We start from the raw sequence: 20,826 nt of genomic DNA on the forward strand, positions 1-20,826 counted from the left end.
GATGACCGAACTTTCCGAAGACACATCCTCCGCAGACACATCTGTCGGGGGGCAGAGTGGGCTGCAGACGACGGGCGAACCACAGCACGTCCACCCCGATGCCTTCACACTGACTCCCCGGGACACGTTCGTCGACGGTGCCGCACTGTTTCCGGGTGACACTGGCGTCCTCCCAATGAAGGTCCGGCAGGCACTTGTGAAGTTACTGAAAGGCCCCTATATCGACGGCGGACGCGACGAGAAACTCTGGACCACCCTGCTGGATAACCAGCTCATTCTGCGCAGCCGCCTGTCCGAGCTGTTCCTGACCCTGCAGCTTGACCATGACAGAAAAATCGCTGTGCTCCGTCCTGTTGACCCTGAGGCCATCGGCGGCAGTACGCGGTCCAGCATCCTCCGCCAGCAGCGTGCCCTGAGCCGGGTGGAAACCATCGTCCTGCTCCGCCTGCGCCTCCTTCTTGATCGCCACGTCACCGCGCAGACAGACCCCACCGTCACACGCGAGGAAATTGCCGAGCTGGTTGCCCATTACCAGCCCTCCGGCCAACAGGATGCGCTGCGGGACTCTGACGTCGTCAACAGGGCCGTCAGCAAACTCCTGGCCCGCCAGCTTCTCCTGCCCACGGGCCTGGACGACGTCTACACCATCTCAAACGCCCTGCCGCTGGCCCTGCCCTTCGAAAACATAGGCGACATCCCCGCCCAAATAGAGGCTCTGGTAGCAGTAGCCTCGGACCCCGCAGGCACCGAACCGTTCTTAGAGCTCGACGACGATACTCCTCCTGACGCTGAGGACGCCGACGACGATGGCGCCCCCAATGACGACGCCGATGGGAGCGTCAAGTGAGCATTGCAACTATGCTCCCGATGGGGGAGCTGACGAATCCGGGCCAGATGCGCCTGGCCCTGGTGCAGGTGGTCAACTGGGGCACATTCCACGGGGCCCACTCAATCCACGTTGACCGGAACGGCACCCTGCTCACCGGCAATTCGGGCGTAGGCAAGTCCACGCTGTTCGATGCCATGTCCAGGGTCTTCGACGCCCGCCCCCGGTCCAACGAGGCCGCGGCCCAACGCGTCGGCGGGGCTGTGGAAGACAAGCGGACCACCTTTACGTATATGCGCGGCAAAGTCGGCGACAAGGCTGTGGGGGAGGGCTCCGCCAGCGCCTTCCAGCGCCCGGGCGCCATGTGGTCCGCCGTCGCCTTGACGTTCGATAACGCCGCAGGCAGCCGGGTGACCATCTCGGCACTGTTCGATCTGCCGAAGAATGGAACCGAGTCCAGCGTTGGCCGGTTTTACCTGATCGACAACAAACCCCTCGACATGGAGGCTGTTGACGGTGTCGCGGAGAAGCGTTTTACCAAGGCGTCCCTCGATGCCCTCTTCCCTGACGCACAGGTATTTGATGTGCACAAGGCCTTCGCAGAGCGGTTCCGACGGCTGCTGGGAATCAACTCGGATCAGGCACTACCCCTCCTGCGCGTAATCCAGGCGGGCAAGGGGTTGGGCGGAAGCGTCAACAATTTCTTCCGCGATCAGGTGCTGGATGCGCCGGCGACGCTGGCCGCGGCTGACGATGTGGTGGAGGAATTCAGCAATCTGATGTCCATCCGGCAGCGGCTGGAAGATGTGCGCCAGCAGCGGGACCAGTTGGCTCCGGTACCTGCGCTGAACAAGGAATATGCCCAGTCCCTGCTGGAGGCGAACCGGCTGAGGGAATTGGCGGGCGAGGAGTTTGACGCTTACAAGCAGCAGCTGGCAGTCAAGGTGCACCAGCAGACACTCGCCCGCATCAAGGACCTGGCCCATGCGAAAGCCAAGGAACTCGGCGCTGAGCGTGGCATCAGGGATGGCCTGGCCAAGGAACTGCGCCGGCTCGAGGCCGACTACAACAATCAGGGCGGCAACGCCATCTCCGCCATTGAGCAGTCGCTCGAGAACGCCCGCGTGGGGCTGAAGCTTAGGGAGCAGGTAGAGGAAGCGGCCCGCAAAGCGCTCGCCGACGCCGGCCTGGACCTCGAGTGGACCGCCGCCGGATGGGAGCAGGCACACGCGCAGGCTGCTGCCCGTTCCGAGGACCTTCATGAGGATTCGGAGTCGCTCAAGGAATTGCGCTTTGAAGCTTTCGACGGTCATGCCACCAAGAAACGCGAATTGGCGGCCGCTCAGCAGGAGCTCGTTTCGCTGAAGACGCGCAAGTCTCTGCTGCCGCCGTCGAGCATTGAAAACCGCGCGGCCATCGCAGCAGCTACGGGCGTGCCTGAGGATCAGATGCCCTTCGGCGGGGAACTGATCGACCTCGCGGAAGGCCAGGAACAGTGGCGGCCAGCCGCAGAGCGCGCGCTTCGGAACCTTGCGACCACGCTGCTTGTCCCGGGCCAGCATTTCCCGGCCGTAACGCGGTACCTCAACGATCACACCGTCCGAGGTGCCCTTCGCGCGGTAGATGTCTCCAAGCCTTTGCCCGGTGGAGCACTGGCAGTTGAGGACGTTGCCGACGGCGACCTCCTGACCAAGCTGGAGATCCTCACCACCGGGGCTGTCGCTTCTGCCTCCTCCTCTTCGTCACTGTCTGCCTTGTCGCAAGCGGCAGAGTGGATCCGTGAACGCATCGCGTTGGACTTCGATTACCCCTGCGTCGAAAACCCGGACGAGCTTGCCTCCCTGGAGAAGGGCCTGAGCCTGGGGGGAGTGGTGAAGCGCAACCGCTACACGGTGGAAAAGGATGACCGCTTTACCGGCAGGCAGGACTATGTCCTGGGTTTCGACAACGCCTCCAAGCTTGAACTCGTGGCCGCCCAGGTTGCGGACTTGCAGCAGGAACTGGCGAAGGCAGCCGAACTCGCACAAAGCCGCGAGGAATCCCATCAGGGGATGACCCGCCAGCTTGAGGCACTTCGCCGGGTGGCCGAGGATCATCGGCCCTGGGAGCAGGTCTCCGCGGCCGTTGCAGCCGACGAACTCGCCCGGATCGAACAACGGCTCAAGGATGCCCTGGCCGCGCAGAAAGACCTCGAACCCCTGCGCGCCAACATCGAGACTGCCCGGCAGAAACACCAGAGCAGCACCGAATCCGCGGCCGTCCTCCAGAGCGAGTACAAGGCACTGGACCAGCAGCTCACGGCGGCTGATTCACTCCTGGAAGCCGCCCGGGCCCGACTGAACCAGGCACCGCCGTCGGAATCCACGGTCTCGGCGCTGGAACCTTACTTCACCGGCTTCGGAGATGTGCTGGAGATGCACGAGCTGGACAACCTCGCCAACCAGGTGCGGACCCGGCTCCTGGGCGAGTTGCACGCCGCTGAGTCCAAGGGGCAGGCAACGGCCGAACGCCTGACCCGGATCTTTGAGGGATTCGTCCGCGAGTGGGGCACTGCGATTTCGGCGGACTACGGCACCTCCATTGGTGCGGCCGGCGAGTTCGAGTCCCGCTACCACGCGATTGTCAGTGACGGGTTGCCGGCCCAGGAAGCCGAGTTCCGGGCGTTCTTCAACCAGCGCACGCATGAGTCCTTCAGTACCCTGCTGCACCTGCTCGATGAGGAACGCCGCTCCGTCACCAGCCGCATCCTTCCCCTTAACGGGATCCTCTCGGAGGTCAACTTCCATGAGGGAAGCTTCCTGCAGCTGGATATTAAGCAGACCCTGCCGCCCACAGCCAAGCAGTTCAAGGACGCCATCCACAGCGCTCTGAAAACACGGCATTCGCGGCCGGCGAGAGCACAGGCCACCGCTACTGAAGGATCCGACGACGCCGAGCTCACCGCCCGCTATAAGTCCCTGGAAACGCTGGTGAAGCGTCTGGGCTCCCAGACACCCGAGGACCGGAGATGGCGGGCCGAGGTCCTCGACGTGCGCGGGCACCTGTTTATCCAGTGCAAAGAGCATCGGGAGGTGGCGCCCGCTGAGTCCGGGAAATCCGGGGCTTCAGCGGTTTCCGCGGCAAAAACGGAAGTATTTATGCATGCTGATACCGGCTCAATGTCAGGCGGTGAGCGTCAGCGGTTCACGGCCTTCATCATGGCTGCCGCGTTGAGTTACCAACTGGGCATTGCAGAGCAGGGCTTCACCACGTACGGCACGGTCATGATGGATGAGGCCTTCGTTTTGGCGTCGGAGGAGTTCGCCGGCGCCGGGATCAAGGCGCTGCACGAGTTCGGTTTCCAGTTGCTGCTGGCCGCTCCGGAGAACGTCATTGACCTGTCCCGCCACCTTGGTTCCGTCACGGAAATCCTGAGGGACAAGCGGACCAACCGCTCAGGAGTCCTCTCTGAACCCCTGATCAAACCCGGTCCCGACACATTGGGCAAGTGGCGTTCGGAGGCCAACCCGGTGGATATCGTCCTCCGCTGACCCCGCCCCCACCAGACGCTCCCTCACCTTTCGCACGTTTTTGGGTGACCCTCCCTCACAAGATGTGAGGGAGGGTCGGCGCATTGGGGTCGGGAAGGGGAGCGTCCTGGCTGGTCCGGGGACTGCCTACTTCCCCTGAACGCGCTCGAGGAACTGACCGGTCCGGGTCAGCAAACCGTCAATCTGCCGCTCAACCACCGCGCCCGGATCGGGATTGATGGCATTGGCCGGCGGCTCCACGCGCACATTGTCGGAGCACAGAAAGTCGGCGCAGATCAGGGTTCCCAGCGTGTTGCCATCGCGGCCGGACTGCCCGGCTCGGCGGGCTACCCACAGCAAGACGTCCTCTTTGGAAAACACGGCCCGGCACAGTTCACAGAGAACGGAGCGGCCCTTTTTTGGGCCGCCTTCCGGAGCCCGGAGCATGATGCCTGTCAGCCCTGTTGGCTGCGGAACCACCAAGTAACCGCGGAGAGGCATTTTTGGGTCTCGCCATCCCAGGAAGTCCAACCGTTCCCAGTCCAGTGAGTCAAAGTTCCTTGGCAGGTTCAGCTTGGACGCCTCGGATCGAGTGGCATTAATGAAGGAAGCGCGTATTTGGTTAGAGGTAATTGATTGCATTGACAGTACAGCTTTCGAATCGTCGGGATCCGCGCGACCACATGCGGCAGCCAAGACATGACCGCAGGTTGTAAGTGACCGCAGGGGCGTGGCAGCGGCGTCAGCTGTTTCCGTGCACACCGAATAAACTCGGTGCACCTTTCGGTTGGCGGCTCTGCTCAGAGACTTACGCTGCGGGCAAAAGCTGACGGAGAAGCGTCCGCGGAGCAGGCCATAGCGGCCACCCCACTCACCATGGCTGCCGAGACCTCTGTGGTGGTCTGCACGCTCATTACCCTCGATCCATTCAAAGTGCCGGATCCCAATACCAGCACCAACGCCATCCTGCCAAAAGGCATTGTTCCAAGTCCAGCCAAGCGACTCTCTTCGGTGACCTTCCTCACAAGCAGGAATTAGGTTACGCGACCCTTTCTTAATGGGCGCGAGGATAGGCTAGCCTTACTTGGGTTCGCATCGCTCACCTAAGGAGTTCCGTGGCTTCCCCCGTTTTCCCCACCCCGGCCGCAGTCGCCACCCGCCGTGCCGTCTTCAAGACCGCAGGCAAGGCGGCCGCCGTTCTGGCCGCCGCCGCACTGACCCTCACCGCCTGCTCTACAGGCCCGGTCAGTTCCGCAGATGCCGGAGCCAGCACCCAAGCCGCCAGCTCTCAGTTTCCGGTAACCATCAAGAATGTTTTTGGTGAGACAACCATCAAGGAACAGCCCAAGCGCGTTGTCACCATCTCGTGGGTCAACGACGACGTCGCTATTGCTTTGGGCGTAGTCCCGGTTGGCGTTCCGAAGAACGACTGGGGCGGAAACGACAAGGGATCCACCCCGTGGAAGGACACCGCCCTTGAGAAGCTCGGCGCCGGCTTTGGTACAGACAAGGCGCCGGTCCAGTTCTCGGAGACCGATGGCATCAACTTCACTGAGATCGCAAAGCTCAACCCGGACGTCATCCTGGGTGCTTACTCCGGCCTGACGGAAGAGGAATACAAGAAGCTCAGCGAGATCGCGCCCGTCGTGGCCCAGCCGGAGCTCGCTTACGGAACGTCCTGGCAGGACGCCACGACCATTATTGGCAAGGCACTGGGCAAAGACGCCGAGGCGACCAAGCTGGTGTCGGACACCGAGGCGACTGTGAAAGAGGAAGCCGCCAAGTACCCGCAGATCCAAGGTAAGACCTTCATCTACGGCTACGCCCTCCCATCCGATCTCACGCAGACCGGCTTCTACACCGCCAACGACAACCGGCCGAAGTTCCTGACCGCCATCGGGATGAAGCTGGCCCCTGTCGCAGAGAAGGCATCTGCCGGCTCCAAGGACTTCTTCGTGCCGTGGTCGGCCGAAAAGGCCAACGAACTCGAATCCGATATCTTCCTGAGCGCCGTCGAGGACGACGCTACCGCTGACGCAGTCAAGAGCGACCCCCTGCTGGGCCAGATCCCTGCCGTCAAAAAGGGCGCGTTTGTTGCCGACAAAGACAAGAGTCTGGTTCTCGCGATCTCAGCATCCTCGCCGCTGAGCCTGCCCTGGGCCCTGGACACTGTCTTGCCGCAGCTGGGCAAGGCAGCGGACGCCGCTAAGTAATACAGCCATGACAACGACGACGGCGGCCAAAAGTACGCGCCCGGCTTCGGCTTCCGCCGAGCCCGCCTCGCGCGAACAGGCAGCAAATGACGCCAAATCGCCCGCAACGGGCCATCAACCGCCGGTCCGCGGTGGTTCCAGGGCCGCCTGGCTGTTTGCCGTCGTCGTCGTTCTTGTCCTTATCAGCGCTGCGTCCCTGGCGATTGGTGCCAGGGACGTTTCCCTGCAGACCGTTTGGCAGGCGCTGACCAGTTTTGATCCCACCAACGGGGACCACGCCGTTGTGCAGGCACGCCTCCCGCGGACCGTTTTGGGCCTGGTGGTGGGCGCCGCGCTCGGGCTCGCAGGGGCCGCCATGCAGGGTGTGGCCCGCAACCCCCTCGCGGATCCGGGCATCATGGGCGTCAATGCCGGCGCTGCCCTGGCCGTCGTTACAGGCATCTACCTGTTCGGCATCTCGTCACTGACCGGCTACATCTGGTTCGCGTTTTTCGGCGCAGCCGCTGCCGCCACCGTGGTGTATCTGGTTGCGTCGCTGGGCAGGGACGGCGCGACGCCGGTAAAGCTCGCCTTGGCGGGGGCTGCCCTGAGCGCGGGCCTGTTTTCCCTGACGAACGTGATCCTTGTTTCCAGCCAGGACACGCTTGACCGGTTCCGGTTCTGGCAGGTCGGCGGCATTGCCGGGCGTGAATGGTCAGTGGTGCTTCCGGGACTTCCGTTCCTCGTGATCGGGGCCGTCATCGTCCTTGGCACCGGCAGGATTCTGAACAGCCTGGCGCTCGGGGATGACACGGCTAGGGGGCTGGGCCAAAACGTCAGCCTGGTTCGGGCAATTACCGCGGTCGGTATTGTGCTGCTGTGCGGCGCCGCCACGGCCTTGGCCGGGCCTATCGGCTTCGTCGGGCTGGTCATTCCGCACACCGTGCGTTTCCTCACCGGTCCTGACTACCGGTGGATCCTGCCGTTCTCCCTCATCCTTGCCCCGGTCCTGCTGCTGGCGGCTGACATCATCGGCCGAGTGGTGCTGCTTCCAGGCGAAGTTCCGGCAGGCATCATGACGGCGCTTGTTGGTGCGCCGGTGTTCGTCTGGCTGGTCCGACGCGGGAAGGGGGCTGGGCTATGACCACTCTGAAGACTGAACGCGGCGCCGAGGTGGCACTTCGCGGCAGTACGGGGCGCCAACATTGGCGTGTACTGCTACATGGGCGCACCGTCAATCGCACCGCGGTCCTCGCGGCCGCCGTCGTGCTTCTCTTCGCCGCGAGCGTGCTGCTGGGTAGCTACACGGTCACCATCCCGGACTTCTTCAAGATCCTCGTGTCCCACCTCACCGGCGGACCCAAGATCCCCGGCGCGAGCTTCATCGTCATGGAAAACAAACTGCCCCGGGCCGTCATCGGGACCATGATCGGGGCTGCCTTCGGCCTCGCGGGAGGGCTGTTCCAGACCATGCTGCGCAACCCCCTCGCCAGCCCTGATGTCATCGGCATCAGCTACGGCGCCAGCGCAGCGGCAGTGACGGCGATCGTCGTGTTCGGCGCCACGGGAGCAGCAGTCTCCGGTGCGGCTTTTGTCGGGGCCCTTGGTGTCGCCGCGTTGATCTACGCTATTTCGCGCAGCGGCTCACTCGGCTCAGGCGGCGGACGCGGGGGCAACGCCGCAGGTAACCGCCTCATCCTGGCCGGCGTCGGCATAGCCGCAGCCCTCCATGCGGTGGTGAGTTTCCTGATGACCAGAACGGATATCCGCACCGCCGCGGATACCCTCGTATGGCTCAACGGGTCCCTGAACTCGGCCACGTGGGACCGCGCCGGTGTTCTGGCATTGACCCTTCTTGTCCTTATGCCGGCCGTCGCGGTCCTGGCCGGCCCTCTGCGCATCCTTGAACTTGGTGACGCCGCCGCCACCGGCCTGGGCATTCGGGTCGGAAGGACCCGTCTGGCCGTCGTCCTCACCGCTGTGGCACTCGCTGCCGTTGCGACTGCGGCTGCTGGCCCCGTCGCGTTCGTCGCCTTCCTCGCCGGTCCCATCGCCCGCCGCTTCACGCGGAAGGCGAGTTTGCCGGCGTCGGCCTTGGTGGGCGTGCTCATCGTTCTCGCGGCAGATTACTTTGCTGCAAACATCGCTCCCCTGCTGCTCGACGGCACCGTACTACCGGTCGGCGTGGTCACAGGCGCCCTCGGTGCTCCGTTCCTGCTGTGGCTCCTGGTCACTTCCAACCGAAAGGATGCCTGACATGGCAGTTCTGAACGCCAAGGACCTGACGCTCAGGTATGAGCAGCGCACTGTCATAGAACAGCTGTCCGCAGAGATTCCGGAAGGCAAGGTGACCATGATTGTCGGCGCCAATGCCTGCGGGAAATCCACATTGCTGCGCGGACTATCCCGCCTGCTTAAGCCTGCGGCCGGAACCGTGACGCTGGATGGCAAGGACATTCACTCCAGGCCTGCACGGGAGGTGGCCCGGACGCTTGGCCTGCTCCCGCAGCACCCTACAGCGCCTGACGGCATCACAGTCCGTGACCTCGTGGGCCGGGGACGATACCCTCATCAGGGCTTTTTCCGCAGCTGGAGCCCTGAGGACGATCTCGCTGTGCAGACCGCGCTGGATGCCACCGAAACCATGGAACTTGCCGATCGGAACGTGGACGAACTCTCCGGCGGCCAGCGTCAGCGGGTGTGGATTGCCATGGCCCTGGCCCAGGAGACGGATGTGCTGCTCCTGGACGAGCCCACCACGTACCTGGACCTGGCGCATCAGGTTGAAGTGCTGGATCTCGTGACGGATCTGAACCGCAAAAACGGGACTACAGTAGCCATCGTCCTGCACGATCTCAACCTTGCCGCCCGCTACGCGGATCACGTTATTGCCCTGAAGGCGGGAAGCATCGTGGCAGAGGGTCCTGCGCTTCAAGTAGTCACGGAACACCTGGTCCGGGAGGTCTTCGGACTCGAATCCCGCGTGGTCCCCGATCCCGTTTCCGGGACTCCACTGATCATCCCGATCGGGCGCCATCACGCGGAGGACACCACCGCCCCAAAAGTGCCAAGCAAAAACCTGGAGTTGGTCTCATGAGCACAGCAAGTAACGTTCCGGCAGGCACCGTCAAGAACCAGCTGGCCACTGAACCCATGACCTTGGCGTTCGACGTCACCGTCAGCGCGGTCCAGGAACTCAGCCCTAACTTCCGGCGGGTGACCTTCGGCGGATACTCACTGCGGGACTTCGGTGTGCACGGAGGAACCCTCGATCTGCGCATCAAGCTGATGATTCCCTCGCTGGCAGCTGACGGGACCTACCTGCCACTGCCCGTTTTCGAGATGGAACAGTCCGGTTGGTACCAGGAGTGGCTGGCCATGGACCCGGCCATCCGGGGATCGATGCGTACGTACACCGTGAGGAACGAGCGCCTTGACGGGGTCTACCCGGAGATCGACGTCGACTTCGTGATGCACTTCGATTCAAAGGGCGACGGCGGCCCGGCGGCCAACTGGGCTCTGAACGCCAAGCCGGGCGACGCCATCACCATCATCGGACCGAACAACCGCGCGGCCCATTGCGTCACTGCGGAAATCTACTCGGGGATCGAGTGGCGGCCGGGTCTGGCTCAGCGGGTCCTGTTGGCCGGAGACGAGACGGCGGTGCCTGCAATCAGCGCCATCCTGGAATCCCTGCCTGCTGACATGACCGGACACGCTTTCCTGGAGGTCCCCGAAGCGGGCGACTTCCTGGACATCAAAACGGCGGCCGCCGTCGAAATCACCTGGCTGGCGAGGGGCGCCTCCATCGGCCGCTCCCGCCCGCATGGGCAACTCCTCACGGAAGCGGTTAAATCTGCCGTCCCGGTGCCGGGCTGGGTTGGCATCAGGACGCCGGATGGTGCTGCAGGGCCAGAACCTGAGGACGTGGACGTGGACCAGAACATCCTGTGGGAGACTCCAACCCGGATGGACACTGCCGCGATCGGGGCCACAAAGAACCCGGGAATGCCCGCAGGTGCCATGCCCTTCTATGCGTGGATCGCAGGGGAGGCGGGCGTGATCAAGGATTTGCGCCGCTACTTGGTGCGCGACGTCGGCATTGACCGGAAGCAGGTCGCGTTTATGGGCTACTGGCGGCAGGGAAAAGCGGAACTCTAACTGTGCTGGGCGTCTCGGACACGAGCCACCCAGTATCGTTTTCCGCCGAGCCTCCGTGGGCCGGAATCCCGGCCCACCGCAGTGGCAGCTAGATCAGGCTGCCATCCTCGATTGATGACGCGCCCGCGGACGGCGGGCCTTGTGAGGCTTGGCGGCAACGGCAACAAGACCGCCGTCGGGAATCCTGCTGTCCCCGTCAAGCGTGGTCCCGTGGCCCAGCTGGGCTCCGGCTCCAATCCGTGAGTGGCTGCCGATGCGGACCCTGTTGCCCACAATCGTTCCCTCGCCCACGTAGACGCCGTCTCCAATGAGGGCCAGGTCGCCAATCTTCGCCCGGCGGTCGATCCAGCTGCCATCCCCGATCCGGCAACCCGAACCGACGCATGCCCCTGCTTCGATATATGTAGTTGAACCGATGAAGGAACTCTCTTCCACTGCAGCGCCAGGGCCGATCAGCCCGCCGCCATTGGGGTGCCGGCGGTATCTGGTGATCTTGCCGGCGTCGTCCTCTACTGATTCGATTTTCTTGCTCATTCCATTCCTAACTAGTGCGCACACCGCACCCAAGAAAATTAACGTTTTCCGGGTCAAATTGATTCCACAGCGTTACTGATTCCCCGACCTCCCACACTCTCCCGGCCGCCGGCGAGTGCCGCCCGCGATTTACCGCATCGTTGCCTGCCCGCCGCCTCCCGGTCGACTGTTCGCCGCCTGTTCGTCGCGTGGGCGAACTAGGTTTCTGGGGTGGCTGTCGACCCATCCCCAGGGCATGCTCTTCCGGGCAAAGACGGACGACGGCGTTTTGTCGCCTTGGGGGATTCCTTCACGGAAGGCGTCGGGGACTGGAACCGGAACCTGCCTAACGGCGTGAGGGGCTGGGCGGACCGGGTGGCGGAAAAGCTGGCGAAGGCGGAGCCGGGCTGGGAGTACGCAAACCTGGCAGTAAGAAGCAAGCGCCTGCGGCATGTCATTAACGAGCAATTGGAGCCTGCGCTGGCCCTCAGGCCCACGCTGATCACGCTCTACGCCGGCGGCAATGACATCCTGGACTTCGGCACAGACATCGACGCCCTAATGGAGGACTACGAGTATCTGGTGGCCAGCCTCGCGGGCACGGGTGCCACCCTACTGCTCTTCACGGGGTTCGACGTCAAAGTGTCAGCGGTTCTGGAGCCGCTGAAGAAACGTAACAGGGTCTACAACCAGCGAGTCAGGGAACTGGCTGACAAGTATGGGGCCATCCTGGTGGACTACTGGTGTTTCGACGCCTTCCACGACCCGCGAATGTGGTCCTCGGACAGGCTCCACATGTCTAAAGCCGGGCATAAATACCTGGCAGCCCGCGTGCTCGATCACCTGGGCGTCCCCCACAAGATCAGCCCGAAAGATTGGGAGCCACCGGCGAAACTAACCCTGAAAGAGTGGGAACGGCTGCAACGGCGCTGGGTCCACGACTGGGTGCTTCCCCTCTTAGGCCGCAAACTGAGGGGGGTGACCCTAGGGGATCGCCTGGGACCGCGTTGGCCGGTGCCGGTCGAGGTTCCTGTCAAAGGCGGCTTGAAGCGAGTGGCTGAAATAGAGGACAACAAGGCGCGGTAGGGGTTACACAAGGTATGGCGTTGTAGGGCCGGGGCGACGCTAGGCGGGGATGACCCTCAGTTGTCCAGCAGATTGTCGAATCCGGGCGCCACCCTGTTGGCGTGGAACTCCATCACCTCAAATTCAGCTACGCCATTGACGTAGAAGGGGTCCTTGGCCAGGGACGCGTCCAGGCTGTTCCGGTCGGTCGTGGACAGAAGCAGCCCGCCGGTGCGCGGAATCTTGCGGCCGGCAGCAATGAACACACCTTCATCGAAGGCGTCCTGCAACCAGGAAACATGGTCCGCCAGGTGGAAATCCACGATGTCCATGGGCACCTTGTAGCTCAGGGAAATAACGTACATGGGGACAGCCTATCGAGGCAGCGCCAAGAGGGACTTGAACCGTCAAGCATTTTTCCTCTTAAGATGTACCTATGAGCGAACCACGATGGCTGAATGCAGACGAACGCCGCGCGTGGCTTGCCCTCATGAGCGTCAACACCCTGCTGCCGGCAGCTCTGGACTCGCAACTTCACAGCGTCGGAAAACTGTCCTTGTTTGATTACCACGTCCTGGCGATGCTCTCTGAGACCGAATCCCGTTTCCTGCCCATGAGTGAGCTGGCTGCGCGGACCAGCGCGTCCCTTTCAAGGCTTTCGCACGTTGTTACCAAGCTGCAAAGCCGTGGCTGGGTGGAGCGGCGCCCGCACCCCGGTGACGCACGGGTTACCACCGCACACCTCACCGATGCCGGGATGGACACGATCGTGGGTCTGGCGCCCGGGCATGTGGAATCAGTCCGCGCCCTGTTCCTGGACGCACTCAGTGAGGAAGACGTAGCGGATCTCGCCCGGATCGGTGAAAAGATTGTGTCCCGCCTGGACGATGACCACTGGATCCTCCGCGAAGGCTGAACAGAACCGGCGTTGCGCGTACTTTTGTTGCTCCCAGCAACTGATGGCAGACTGTCGCTATGGATTTTTCTACCCGGTATGTGGCTTTGGGGGACTCCTTCACAGAAGGCGTGGGGGATAACGATCCCACTCGCCCCAATGGCGTCAGGGGATGGGCAGACCGTGTAGCGGAACAACTGGGCGCTGCTGATCCGTCATTCGGCTATGCGAACCTCGCGATCCGCGGCAGGAAGCTGCGCCGGATCCTCGCCGAGCAGGTGGATGCCGCCGTCGAGCTTAGGCCCACGCTGGTGACCATCTACGCCGGAGCCAATGACATCCTCCGTCCGAAGGTTGATATCGACGGACTTCTTGAGGAGTACGACGCCGGTATCCGCAAGTTGAGTGCCACCGGCGCCACCGTGGTGATGTTCACCGGGTTTGACGCCCGCGGCTCGAAAATCTTCAGCACCACCCGCGGGCGCACGGCCATCTATAACGAGCTGGTGAGGGGTATTGCCGGTGACCATGGCGCCCTGCTGGTCGACTACTGGCGCTTCAGCGAATATTACGACTGGGGAATGTGGGCGCAAGACCGGATGCATATGTCGGCTGCCGGGCACGCCAACATGGCAAAGCGTGTACTCACTGTTCTGGAGCATGATCACTCCATTGAGGTCCCTCCCATGACTCCCGTTCCCGAGATGAGCCGTGCCGAGGCACTGCGTGCCAATGCGCGATGGGTCCGGGAGTTTGCGGGCCCGTGGGTCGTTCGCCGGGTAACAGGAAAATCCTCGGGCGACGGTCTCAATCCGCGGTATCCGGAGCTCACACGCCTCTAACGGTGCACGCAGCTTATACACCCTGGCAGGGCGGATTGGTCTTTAGTTGCCTTAACTCGTAGACTTGGTAGGCGCTAAGTGCGCGGAGCGTGCGCAATTGCTCCGGTGGCCCGGTAATTTTCTCCAGGGTAGCCGGTAGTTAGGGGCTCAAGTTGCGTGACTAACCGTTCACCCTGATCACTTTGGGTCGCACTTACACGCATGATCCAGCAGAAGATATGCGGATCATTACTTTCAATTCTTGAGGAGAAGTCATGGCAGCACACTGCCAAGTGACCGGAGCCGAGCCGGGCTTTGGGCACAGCATTTCGCACTCGCACCGCCGCAACAAGCGTCGGTTCGATCCGAACATTCAGAAGAAGCGCTACTGGGTTCCGTCCCTGCGCCGTAATGTCACCCTGCAGGTTTCTGCACGTGGCATCAAGACCATCGACGTTCGCGGCATCGACGTAGTCGTCGCCGGCATCCTGGCACGAGGAGTAAAGCTCTAATGGCAAAGGATAAGGACGTACGTCCCATCATCAAGCTCAAGTCGACCGCTGGCACGGGTTACACCTACGTCACGCGCAAGAACCGTCGTAACGACCCGGACCGCATGGTTCTGAAGAAGTACGACCCCAAAATCCGCCAGCACGTCGAATTCCGAGAGGAGCGCTAAACATATGGCTAAGAAATCCAAGATTGCTCGTAACGAGCAGCGCAAGGTCATCGTTGAGCGCTATGCCGAAAAGCGCCTCGCACTGAAGAAGACCCTGGTTGACCCCAACGCTACTGACGAAGCACGCGAAGAAGCACGCCTCGGCCTGCAGAAGCTGCCCCGCAACGCGTCCCCGATCCGTCTGCGTAACCGCGACATCATCGACGGCCGTCCCCGCGGTACCTTCCAGAAGTTCGGTATCTCCCGTGTTCGTTTCCGCGACATGGCTCACCGCGGTGAGCTCCCGGGCATCACCAAGTCTTCCTGGTAATCCAGCACTGCTGATTCCAGCTGCTTGAGAAGGGCCGGCAACCGTTTTGGTTGCCGGCCCTTTTGCTTTAAGACCGCTTCCGCACTTGGGTGACGCACCGCACACAGCTGAAGTGCGACGGCGGGTGGCCCAGTGAAGCCTTTTGTGGCCCGTTTTCCCCGGAACGGCGGGGATGCGGAGAGTGCCGCGGGTGGGTTTGCGGTGGGGCCGTTGTGGGTGTATTGTTTTCTAAGTCGCCGAAAGGGGCGCCAGCGAAGAGCTGGTTACCGGAGAGCGACAAACCCCCAAATTCAAGACCAGATTCTGGTAGAGCTTTCGAGTGCTGCCGATCGGGTTGGGGGACGTGTTTTCGACCGGTGCGGTCCTGAAAGATGGATTTGCACAGGAGCTGGAAACCGGGTAAGTTTGAAAAGTTGCTCCGGAGCGATCCACGGCTGTTTGTTGTTGTGGTGGTGCCGGGTGTGTCTGTTGTTTGAGAACTCAATAGTGTGCCAAGTTTGTTGATACCAATTGTTTTATTGATTGGTTGAATTGGCCAGGTTGTCCACCCCGTGGATGGTCTGGTTTTTTTGGCTGGTTTCAAATTTTGTGCGGCCTTGTTTCCCGTTTTCCCGGGGGATTTGGTTGTGTCTGTTTTTGTTTTACTTCAACGGAGAGTTTGATCCTGGCTCAGGATGAACGCTGGCGGCGTGCTTAACACATGCAAGTCGAACGATGATGCCAGCTTGCTGGTGGATTAGTGGCGAACGGGTGAGTAACACGTGAGTAACCTGCCCTTAACTCTGGGATAAGCCTGGGAAACTGGGTCTAATACCGGATATGACTCCTCATCGCATGGTGGGGGGTGGAAAGCTTTATTGTGGTTTTGGATGGACTCGCGGCCTATCAGCTTGTTGGTGAGGTAATGGCTCACCAAGGCGACGACGGGTAGCCGGCCTGAGAGGGTGACCGGCCACACTGGGACTGAGACACGGCCCAGACTCCTACGGGAGGCAGCAGTGGGGAATATTGCACAATGGGCGAAAGCCTGATGCAGCGACGCCGCGTGAGGGATGACGGCCTTCGGGTTGTAAACCTCTTTCAGTAGGGAAGAAGCGAAAGTGACGGTACCTGCAGAAGAAGCGCCGGCTAACTACGTGCCAGCAGCCGCGGTAATACGTAGGGCGCAAGCGTTATCCGGAATTATTGGGCGTAAAGAGCTCGTAGGCGGTTTGTCGCGTCTGCTGTGAAAGACCGGGGCTCAACTCCGGTTCTGCAGTGGGTACGGGCAGACTAGAGTGATGTAGGGGAGACTGGAATTCCTGGTGTAGCGGTGAAATGCGCAGATATCAGGAGGAACACCGATGGCGAAGGCAGGTCTCTGGGCATTAACTGACGCTGAGGAGCGAAAGCATGGGGAGCGAACAGGATTAGATACCCTGGTAGTCCATGCCGTAAACGTTGGGCACTAGGTGTGGGGGACATTCCACGTTTTCCGCGCCGTAGCTAACGCATTAAGTGCCCCGCCTGGGGAGTACGGCCGCAAGGCTAAAACTCAAAGGAATTGACGGGGGCCCGCACAAGCGGCGGAGCATGCGGATTAATTCGATGCAACGCGAAGAACCTTACCAAGGCTTGACATGGGCCAGACCGCCGCAGAAATGTGGTTTCCCCTTTGGGGCTGGTTCACAGGTGGTGCATGGTTGTCGTCAGCTCGTGTCGTGAGATGTTGGGTTAAGTCCCGCAACGAGCGCAACCCTCGTTCTATGTTGCCAGCACGTGATGGTGGGGACTCATAGGAGACTGCCGGGGTCAACTCGGAGGAAGGTGGGGACGACGTCAAATCATCATGCCCCTTATGTCTTGGGCTTCACGCATGCTACAATGGCCGGTACAAAGGGTTGCGATACTGTGAGGTGGAGCTAATCCCAAAAAGCCGGTCTCAGTTCGGATTGGGGTCTGCAACTCGACCCCATGAAGTCGGAGTCGCTAGTAATCGCAGATCAGCAACGCTGCGGTGAATACGTTCCCGGGCCTTGTACACACCGCCCGTCAAGTCACGAAAGTTGGTAACACCCGAAGCCGGTGGCCTAACCCCTTGTGGGAGGGAGCTGTCGAAGGTGGGACTGGCGATTGGGACTAAGTCGTAACAAGGTAGCCGTACCGGAAGGTGCGGCTGGATCACCTCCTTTCTAAGGAGCACCTACAGTCACCTTGCCTCATGTATGTGAGTGTGGAGGGGTTGTCAGGAGTAAAGGCCCATTGCGCAGGCGATTGTTCTGCGGTGGGTGCTCAAGGGTGGAATATCAACAAATAGCGGCCTCGTGGTTGTTGTCCCTGTTCAGTACGGTTGTTCTCCTTTTGGAGGGTGTCCTGGAACGGCGGGGGTGGTGGTTCACGGGTTTAGTGTTTGGCACACTGTTGGGTCCTGAGGCAACAGGACCGGGAGGGTAACTTTCCGGGTTTGTTTGTTTCTGGTTTCCTGGCTGCATCGATCATGCGCGTTGAACCCTTTTTGGGGTGGTGTGTGGGGTGTGTGGTTTGGGGTTGTTGTTTGAGAACTACATAGTGGACGCGAGCATCTTTTATAAGAAGCAATTTCCAAGAATATGAACCTGGATCTGTGCTGCGGATGTGGTTGTGCCTTTGCCTCTTTTGGGGGTTGGGTGTGGCTGTGTTTGTGGTGTGGTTCCCATAGGTTCTCTCGAAATGTTTTTTTGATCTTTTGTGGTCAAGTTTTTAAGAGCACACGGTGGATGCCTTGGCATTAGGAGCCGAAGAAGGACGTAGGAATCTGCGATAAGCCTGGGGGAGTCGATAACCGGACTTTGATCCCAGGGTCTCCGAATGGGGAAACCCCGCCAGACGCGCGAGTGATCTGGTGACCCGCATCTGAACACATAGGGTGCGTGGAGGGAACGCGGGGAAGTGAAACATCTCAGTACCCGCAGGAAGAGAAAACAACAGTGATTCCGTTAGTAGTGGCGAGCGAACGCGGATCAGGCTAAACCGTTCCATGTGTGATAGCCGGCGGGCGTTGCATGGTCGGGGTTGTGGGACTTTCCGTTCTGTCTCTGCCGGGACAGTGAGGTGAGAGTACGGGCATAGGTGAACGGTCTTGAAAGGCCGGCCAGAGAGGGTGTGAGCCCCGTAACCGAAATGTTGTGTACCGCCTGGAGAGTATCCCAAGTAGCACGGGGCCCGAGAAATCCCGTGCGAATCTGTCAGGACCACCTGATAAGCCTAAATACTCCCTAATGACCGATAGCGGACCAGTACCGTGAGGGAAAGGTGAAAAGTACCCCGGGAGGGGAGTGAAACAGTACCTGAAACCGTGTGCTTACAATCCGTCGGAGCAGCCGTGAGTAATCACAAGTAGCTGTGACGGCGTGCCTTTTGAAGAATGAGCCTGCGAGTTAGTGTTACGTCGCGAGGTTAACCCGTGTGGGGAAGCCGTAGCGAAAGCGAGTCTGAATAGGGCGTTGCAGTGGCGTGATCTAGACCCGAAGCGAAGTGATCTACCCATGGCCAGGTTGAAGCGACGGTAAGACGTCGTGGAGGACCGAACCCACTTCAGTTGAAAATGGAGGGGATGAGCTGTGGGTAGGGGTGAAAGGCCAATCAAACTTCGTGATAGCTGGTTCTCCCCGAAATGCATTTAGGTGCAGCGTTGCGTGTTTCTTACCGGAGGTAGAGCTACTGGATGGCCGATGGGCCCTACAAGGTTACTGACGTCAGCCAAACTCCGAATGCCGGTAAGTGAGAGCGCAGCAGTGAGACTGTGGGGGATAAGCTTCATAGTCGAGAGGGAAACAGCCCAGACCACCAACTAAGGCCCCTAAGCGTGTGCTAAGTGGGAAAGGATGTGGAGTTGCGAAGACAACCAGGAGGTTGGCTTAGAAGCAGCCATCCTTAAAAGAGTGCGTAATAGCTCACTGGTCAAGTGATTCCGCGCCGACAATGTAGCGGGGCTCAAGTACACCGCCGAAGTTGTGGCATTCAGATTTTTGCTAAGCCCTTGTGGTTCAGGCGTCTGGATGGGTAGGGGAGCGTCGTGTGGGCAGTGAAGTCGCGGTGTAAACCAGCGGTGGAGCCTACACGAGTGAGAATGCAGGCATGAGTAGCGAAAGACGGGTGAGAAACCCGTCCGCCGAATGATCAAGGGTTCCAGGGTCAAGCTAATCTGCCCTGGGTAAGTCGGGACCTAAGGCGAGGCCGACAGGCGTAGTCGATGGACAACGGGTTGATATTCCCGTACCGGCGAAAAACCGTCCATGCTGAACAGGGGATACTAACCGCCCGAGACCTGACCGATCACCCTTGTGGTGTGAGGTTTTTGGTGGAGCGCGGGACCTGATCCTGGGAGGTAAGCGTATTAACAGGTGTGACGCAGGAAGGTAGCCGAGCCGGGCGATGGTTGTCCCGGTCTAAGGATGTAGGGCGAACGGTAGGCAAATCCGCTGTTCATGATGCCTGAGATCTGATGGGACTCCCGTAAGGGGGGATTCGGTGATCCTATGCTGCCTAGAAAAGCATCGGCGCGAGGTTTTAGCCGCCCGTACCCCAAACCGACACAGGTGATCAGGTAGAGAATACTAAGGCGATCGAGAGAATTATGGTTAAGGAACTCGGCAAAATGCCCCCGTAACTTCGGGAGAAGGGGGGCCCCCATCGTGATGGACACTTGCTGTCCGGAGCGTGCAGGGGCCGCAGAGACCAGGGGGAAGCGACTGTTTACTAAAAACACAGGTCCGTGCGAAGTCGCAAGACGATGTATACGGACTGACTCCTGCCCGGTGCTGGAAGGTTAAGAGGACCGGTTAGCCGCAAGGCGAAGCTGAGAATTCAAGCCCCAGTAAACGGCGGTGGTAACTATAACCATCCTAAGGTAGCGAAATTCCTTGTCGGGTAAGTTCCGACCTGCACGAATGGAGTAACGACTTCCCCGCTGTCTCAACCATAAACTCGGCGAAATTGCAGTACGAGTAAAGATGCTCGTTACGCGCAGCAGGACGGAAAGACCCCGAGACCTTTACTATAGTTTGGTATTGGTGTTCGGAGTGGCTTGTGTAGGATAGGTGGGAGACGTTGAAGCCCGGACGCCAGTTCGGGTGGAGTCATCGTTGAAATACCACTCTGGTCACTTTGGACATCTAACTTCGGCCCGTAATCCGGGTCAGGGACAGTGCCTGATGGGTAGTTTAACTGGGGCGGTTGCCTCCTAAAAAGTAACGGAGGCGCCCAAAGGTTCCCTCAGCCTGGTTGGCAATCAGGTGTCGAGTGTAAGTGCACAAGGGAGCTTGACTGTGAGAGAGACATCTCGAGCAGGGACGAAAGTCGGGACTAGTGATCCGGCGGTACATTGTGGAATGGCCGTCGCTCAACGGATAAAAGGTACCTCGGGGATAACAGGCTGATCTTGCCCAAGAGTCCATATCGACGGCATGGTTTGGCACCTCGATGTCGGCTCGTCGCATCCTGGGGCTGGAGTAGGTCCCAAGGGTTGGGCTGTTCGCCCATTAAAGCGGTACGCGAGCTGGGTTTAGAACGTCGTGAGACAGTTCGGTCCCTATCCGCTGCGCGCGCAGGAAATTTGAGAAGGGCTGTCCTTAGTACGAGAGGACCGGGACGGACGAACCTCTGGTGTGTCAGTTGTACTGCCAAGTGCACCGCTGATTAGCTACGTTCGGATGGGATAACCGCTGAAAGCATCTAAGCGGGAAGCTCGCTTCGAGATGAGATTTCCATACACCTTGTGTGTGAGAGGCCCCCAGCCAGACCACTGGGTTGATAGGCCGGATGTGGAAGCGAGGACTAACGACTCGTGAAGCTGACCGGTACTAATAGGCCGATAACTTACACCACACACCAATGCG

General features: G+C 60.6%; 17 protein-coding genes and 2 rRNA genes. 16 read left to right on the forward strand and 3 right to left on the reverse strand.

The window, feature by feature from the left end:
• Position 1: 1 nt before the first annotated feature.
• Positions 2 to 847, forward strand: coding sequence for a DUF4194 domain-containing protein (locus tag M1E02_RS01215; RefSeq protein ID WP_479376362.1), 846 nt, complete (start codon positions 2 to 4; stop codon positions 845 to 847).
• Positions 844 to 4,356 (forward strand): ATP-binding protein, encoded by a 3,513-nt coding sequence (locus M1E02_RS01220; RefSeq protein WP_479376363.1) that lies wholly within the window; start codon positions 844 to 846, stop codon positions 4,354 to 4,356. The genes M1E02_RS01215 and M1E02_RS01220 overlap by 4 nt, the downstream gene beginning before the upstream one ends.
• Before the next feature lie 126 nt (positions 4,357 to 4,482).
• Here the strand turns inward: M1E02_RS01220 and M1E02_RS01225 are convergent, their stop codons facing one another.
• Positions 4,483 to 4,977 (reverse strand): FBP domain-containing protein, encoded by a 495-nt coding sequence (locus tag M1E02_RS01225; RefSeq protein ID WP_479376364.1) that lies wholly within the window; start codon positions 4,975 to 4,977, stop codon positions 4,483 to 4,485.
• A gap of 132 nt (positions 4,978 to 5,109) precedes the next feature.
• On the opposite strand from M1E02_RS01225, the gene M1E02_RS01230 reads away from it, so the two are divergent.
• The 6 genes from M1E02_RS01230 (at position 5,110) to M1E02_RS01255 (ending at position 10,688) form a co-directional block, all read left to right on the forward strand.
• Complete coding sequence (locus M1E02_RS01230; RefSeq protein ID WP_479376365.1) at positions 5,110 to 5,373, forward strand: hypothetical protein; 264 nt, start codon at positions 5,110 to 5,112, stop codon at positions 5,371 to 5,373.
• 77 nt (positions 5,374 to 5,450) lie between these two features.
• The gene (locus M1E02_RS01235; RefSeq protein WP_479376366.1) at positions 5,451 to 6,548 is read left to right on the forward strand and encodes an iron-siderophore ABC transporter substrate-binding protein; all 1,098 of its coding nucleotides are present in this window, start codon (positions 5,451 to 5,453) and stop codon (positions 6,546 to 6,548) included.
• Between the two features lie 7 nt (positions 6,549 to 6,555).
• Positions 6,556 to 7,671, forward strand: a complete 1,116-nt coding sequence (locus tag M1E02_RS01240; RefSeq protein WP_479376367.1) for a FecCD family ABC transporter permease — start codon at positions 6,556 to 6,558, stop codon at positions 7,669 to 7,671.
• The gene (locus M1E02_RS01245; protein WP_479376368.1) at positions 7,668 to 8,783 is read left to right on the forward strand and encodes a FecCD family ABC transporter permease; all 1,116 of its coding nucleotides are present in this window, start codon (positions 7,668 to 7,670) and stop codon (positions 8,781 to 8,783) included. The genes M1E02_RS01240 and M1E02_RS01245 overlap by 4 nt, the downstream gene beginning before the upstream one ends.
• A gap of 1 nt (position 8,784) precedes the next feature.
• Positions 8,785 to 9,624 (forward strand): ABC transporter ATP-binding protein, encoded by an 840-nt coding sequence (locus M1E02_RS01250; protein ID WP_479376369.1) that lies wholly within the window; start codon positions 8,785 to 8,787, stop codon positions 9,622 to 9,624.
• Complete coding sequence (locus M1E02_RS01255; RefSeq protein ID WP_479376370.1) at positions 9,621 to 10,688, forward strand: siderophore-interacting protein; 1,068 nt, start codon at positions 9,621 to 9,623, stop codon at positions 10,686 to 10,688. The genes M1E02_RS01250 and M1E02_RS01255 overlap by 4 nt, the downstream gene beginning before the upstream one ends.
• Before the next feature lie 93 nt (positions 10,689 to 10,781).
• On the opposite strand, the gene M1E02_RS01260 is transcribed toward M1E02_RS01255, so the two are convergent.
• A complete protein-coding gene (locus M1E02_RS01260; protein WP_479376371.1) occupies positions 10,782 to 11,222 on the reverse strand; it encodes a transferase in 441 nt (146 codons plus the stop codon).
• A gap of 210 nt (positions 11,223 to 11,432) precedes the next feature.
• On the opposite strand from M1E02_RS01260, the gene M1E02_RS01265 reads away from it, so the two are divergent.
• Entirely contained in the window at positions 11,433 to 12,287 is an 855-nt protein-coding gene (locus tag M1E02_RS01265; RefSeq protein ID WP_479376372.1) for an SGNH/GDSL hydrolase family protein, read from the forward strand.
• A gap of 56 nt (positions 12,288 to 12,343) precedes the next feature.
• On the opposite strand, the gene M1E02_RS01270 is transcribed toward M1E02_RS01265, so the two are convergent.
• Positions 12,344 to 12,631, reverse strand: coding sequence for a YciI family protein (locus M1E02_RS01270; protein WP_479376373.1), 288 nt, complete (start codon positions 12,629 to 12,631; stop codon positions 12,344 to 12,346).
• Positions 12,632 to 12,702: 71 nt separating this feature from the next.
• On the opposite strand from M1E02_RS01270, the gene M1E02_RS01275 reads away from it, so the two are divergent.
• From M1E02_RS01275 to M1E02_RS01305, 7 genes are all read left to right on the forward strand, one after another.
• Positions 12,703 to 13,182: a MarR family winged helix-turn-helix transcriptional regulator gene (locus tag M1E02_RS01275; RefSeq protein ID WP_479376374.1), complete on the forward strand. Its 480-nt coding sequence runs from the start codon at positions 12,703 to 12,705 to the stop codon at positions 13,180 to 13,182.
• Between the two features lie 59 nt (positions 13,183 to 13,241).
• Positions 13,242 to 14,003: an SGNH/GDSL hydrolase family protein gene (locus M1E02_RS01280; protein WP_479376375.1), complete on the forward strand. Its 762-nt coding sequence runs from the start codon at positions 13,242 to 13,244 to the stop codon at positions 14,001 to 14,003.
• 254 nt (positions 14,004 to 14,257) lie between these two features.
• Complete coding sequence (gene rpmB, locus M1E02_RS01285) at positions 14,258 to 14,494, forward strand: 50S ribosomal protein L28 (protein ID WP_309108344.1); 237 nt, start codon at positions 14,258 to 14,260, stop codon at positions 14,492 to 14,494.
• On the forward strand, positions 14,494 to 14,661 hold the full coding sequence (rpmG, locus tag M1E02_RS01290) for a 50S ribosomal protein L33 (protein WP_013602737.1): 168 nt from the start codon (positions 14,494 to 14,496) through the stop codon (positions 14,659 to 14,661). Before rpmB ends, rpmG begins: the two co-directional genes overlap by 1 nt.
• A gap of 4 nt (positions 14,662 to 14,665) precedes the next feature.
• Positions 14,666 to 14,971 (forward strand): 30S ribosomal protein S14, encoded by a 306-nt coding sequence (gene rpsN / locus M1E02_RS01295; RefSeq protein WP_247048144.1) that lies wholly within the window; start codon positions 14,666 to 14,668, stop codon positions 14,969 to 14,971.
• 646 nt (positions 14,972 to 15,617) lie between these two features.
• Positions 15,618 to 17,142 (forward strand): 16S ribosomal RNA (locus M1E02_RS01300).
• Positions 17,143 to 17,679: 537 nt separating this feature from the next.
• A 23S ribosomal RNA gene (locus M1E02_RS01305) occupies positions 17,680 to 20,815 on the forward strand.
• Together the 16S and 23S rRNA genes form the textbook arrangement of a ribosomal RNA operon.
• The last annotated feature ends 11 nt before the right edge of the window (positions 20,816 to 20,826 follow it).

The sequence above is a fragment of the Arthrobacter sp. Z5-13 genome (assembly GCF_056499105.1).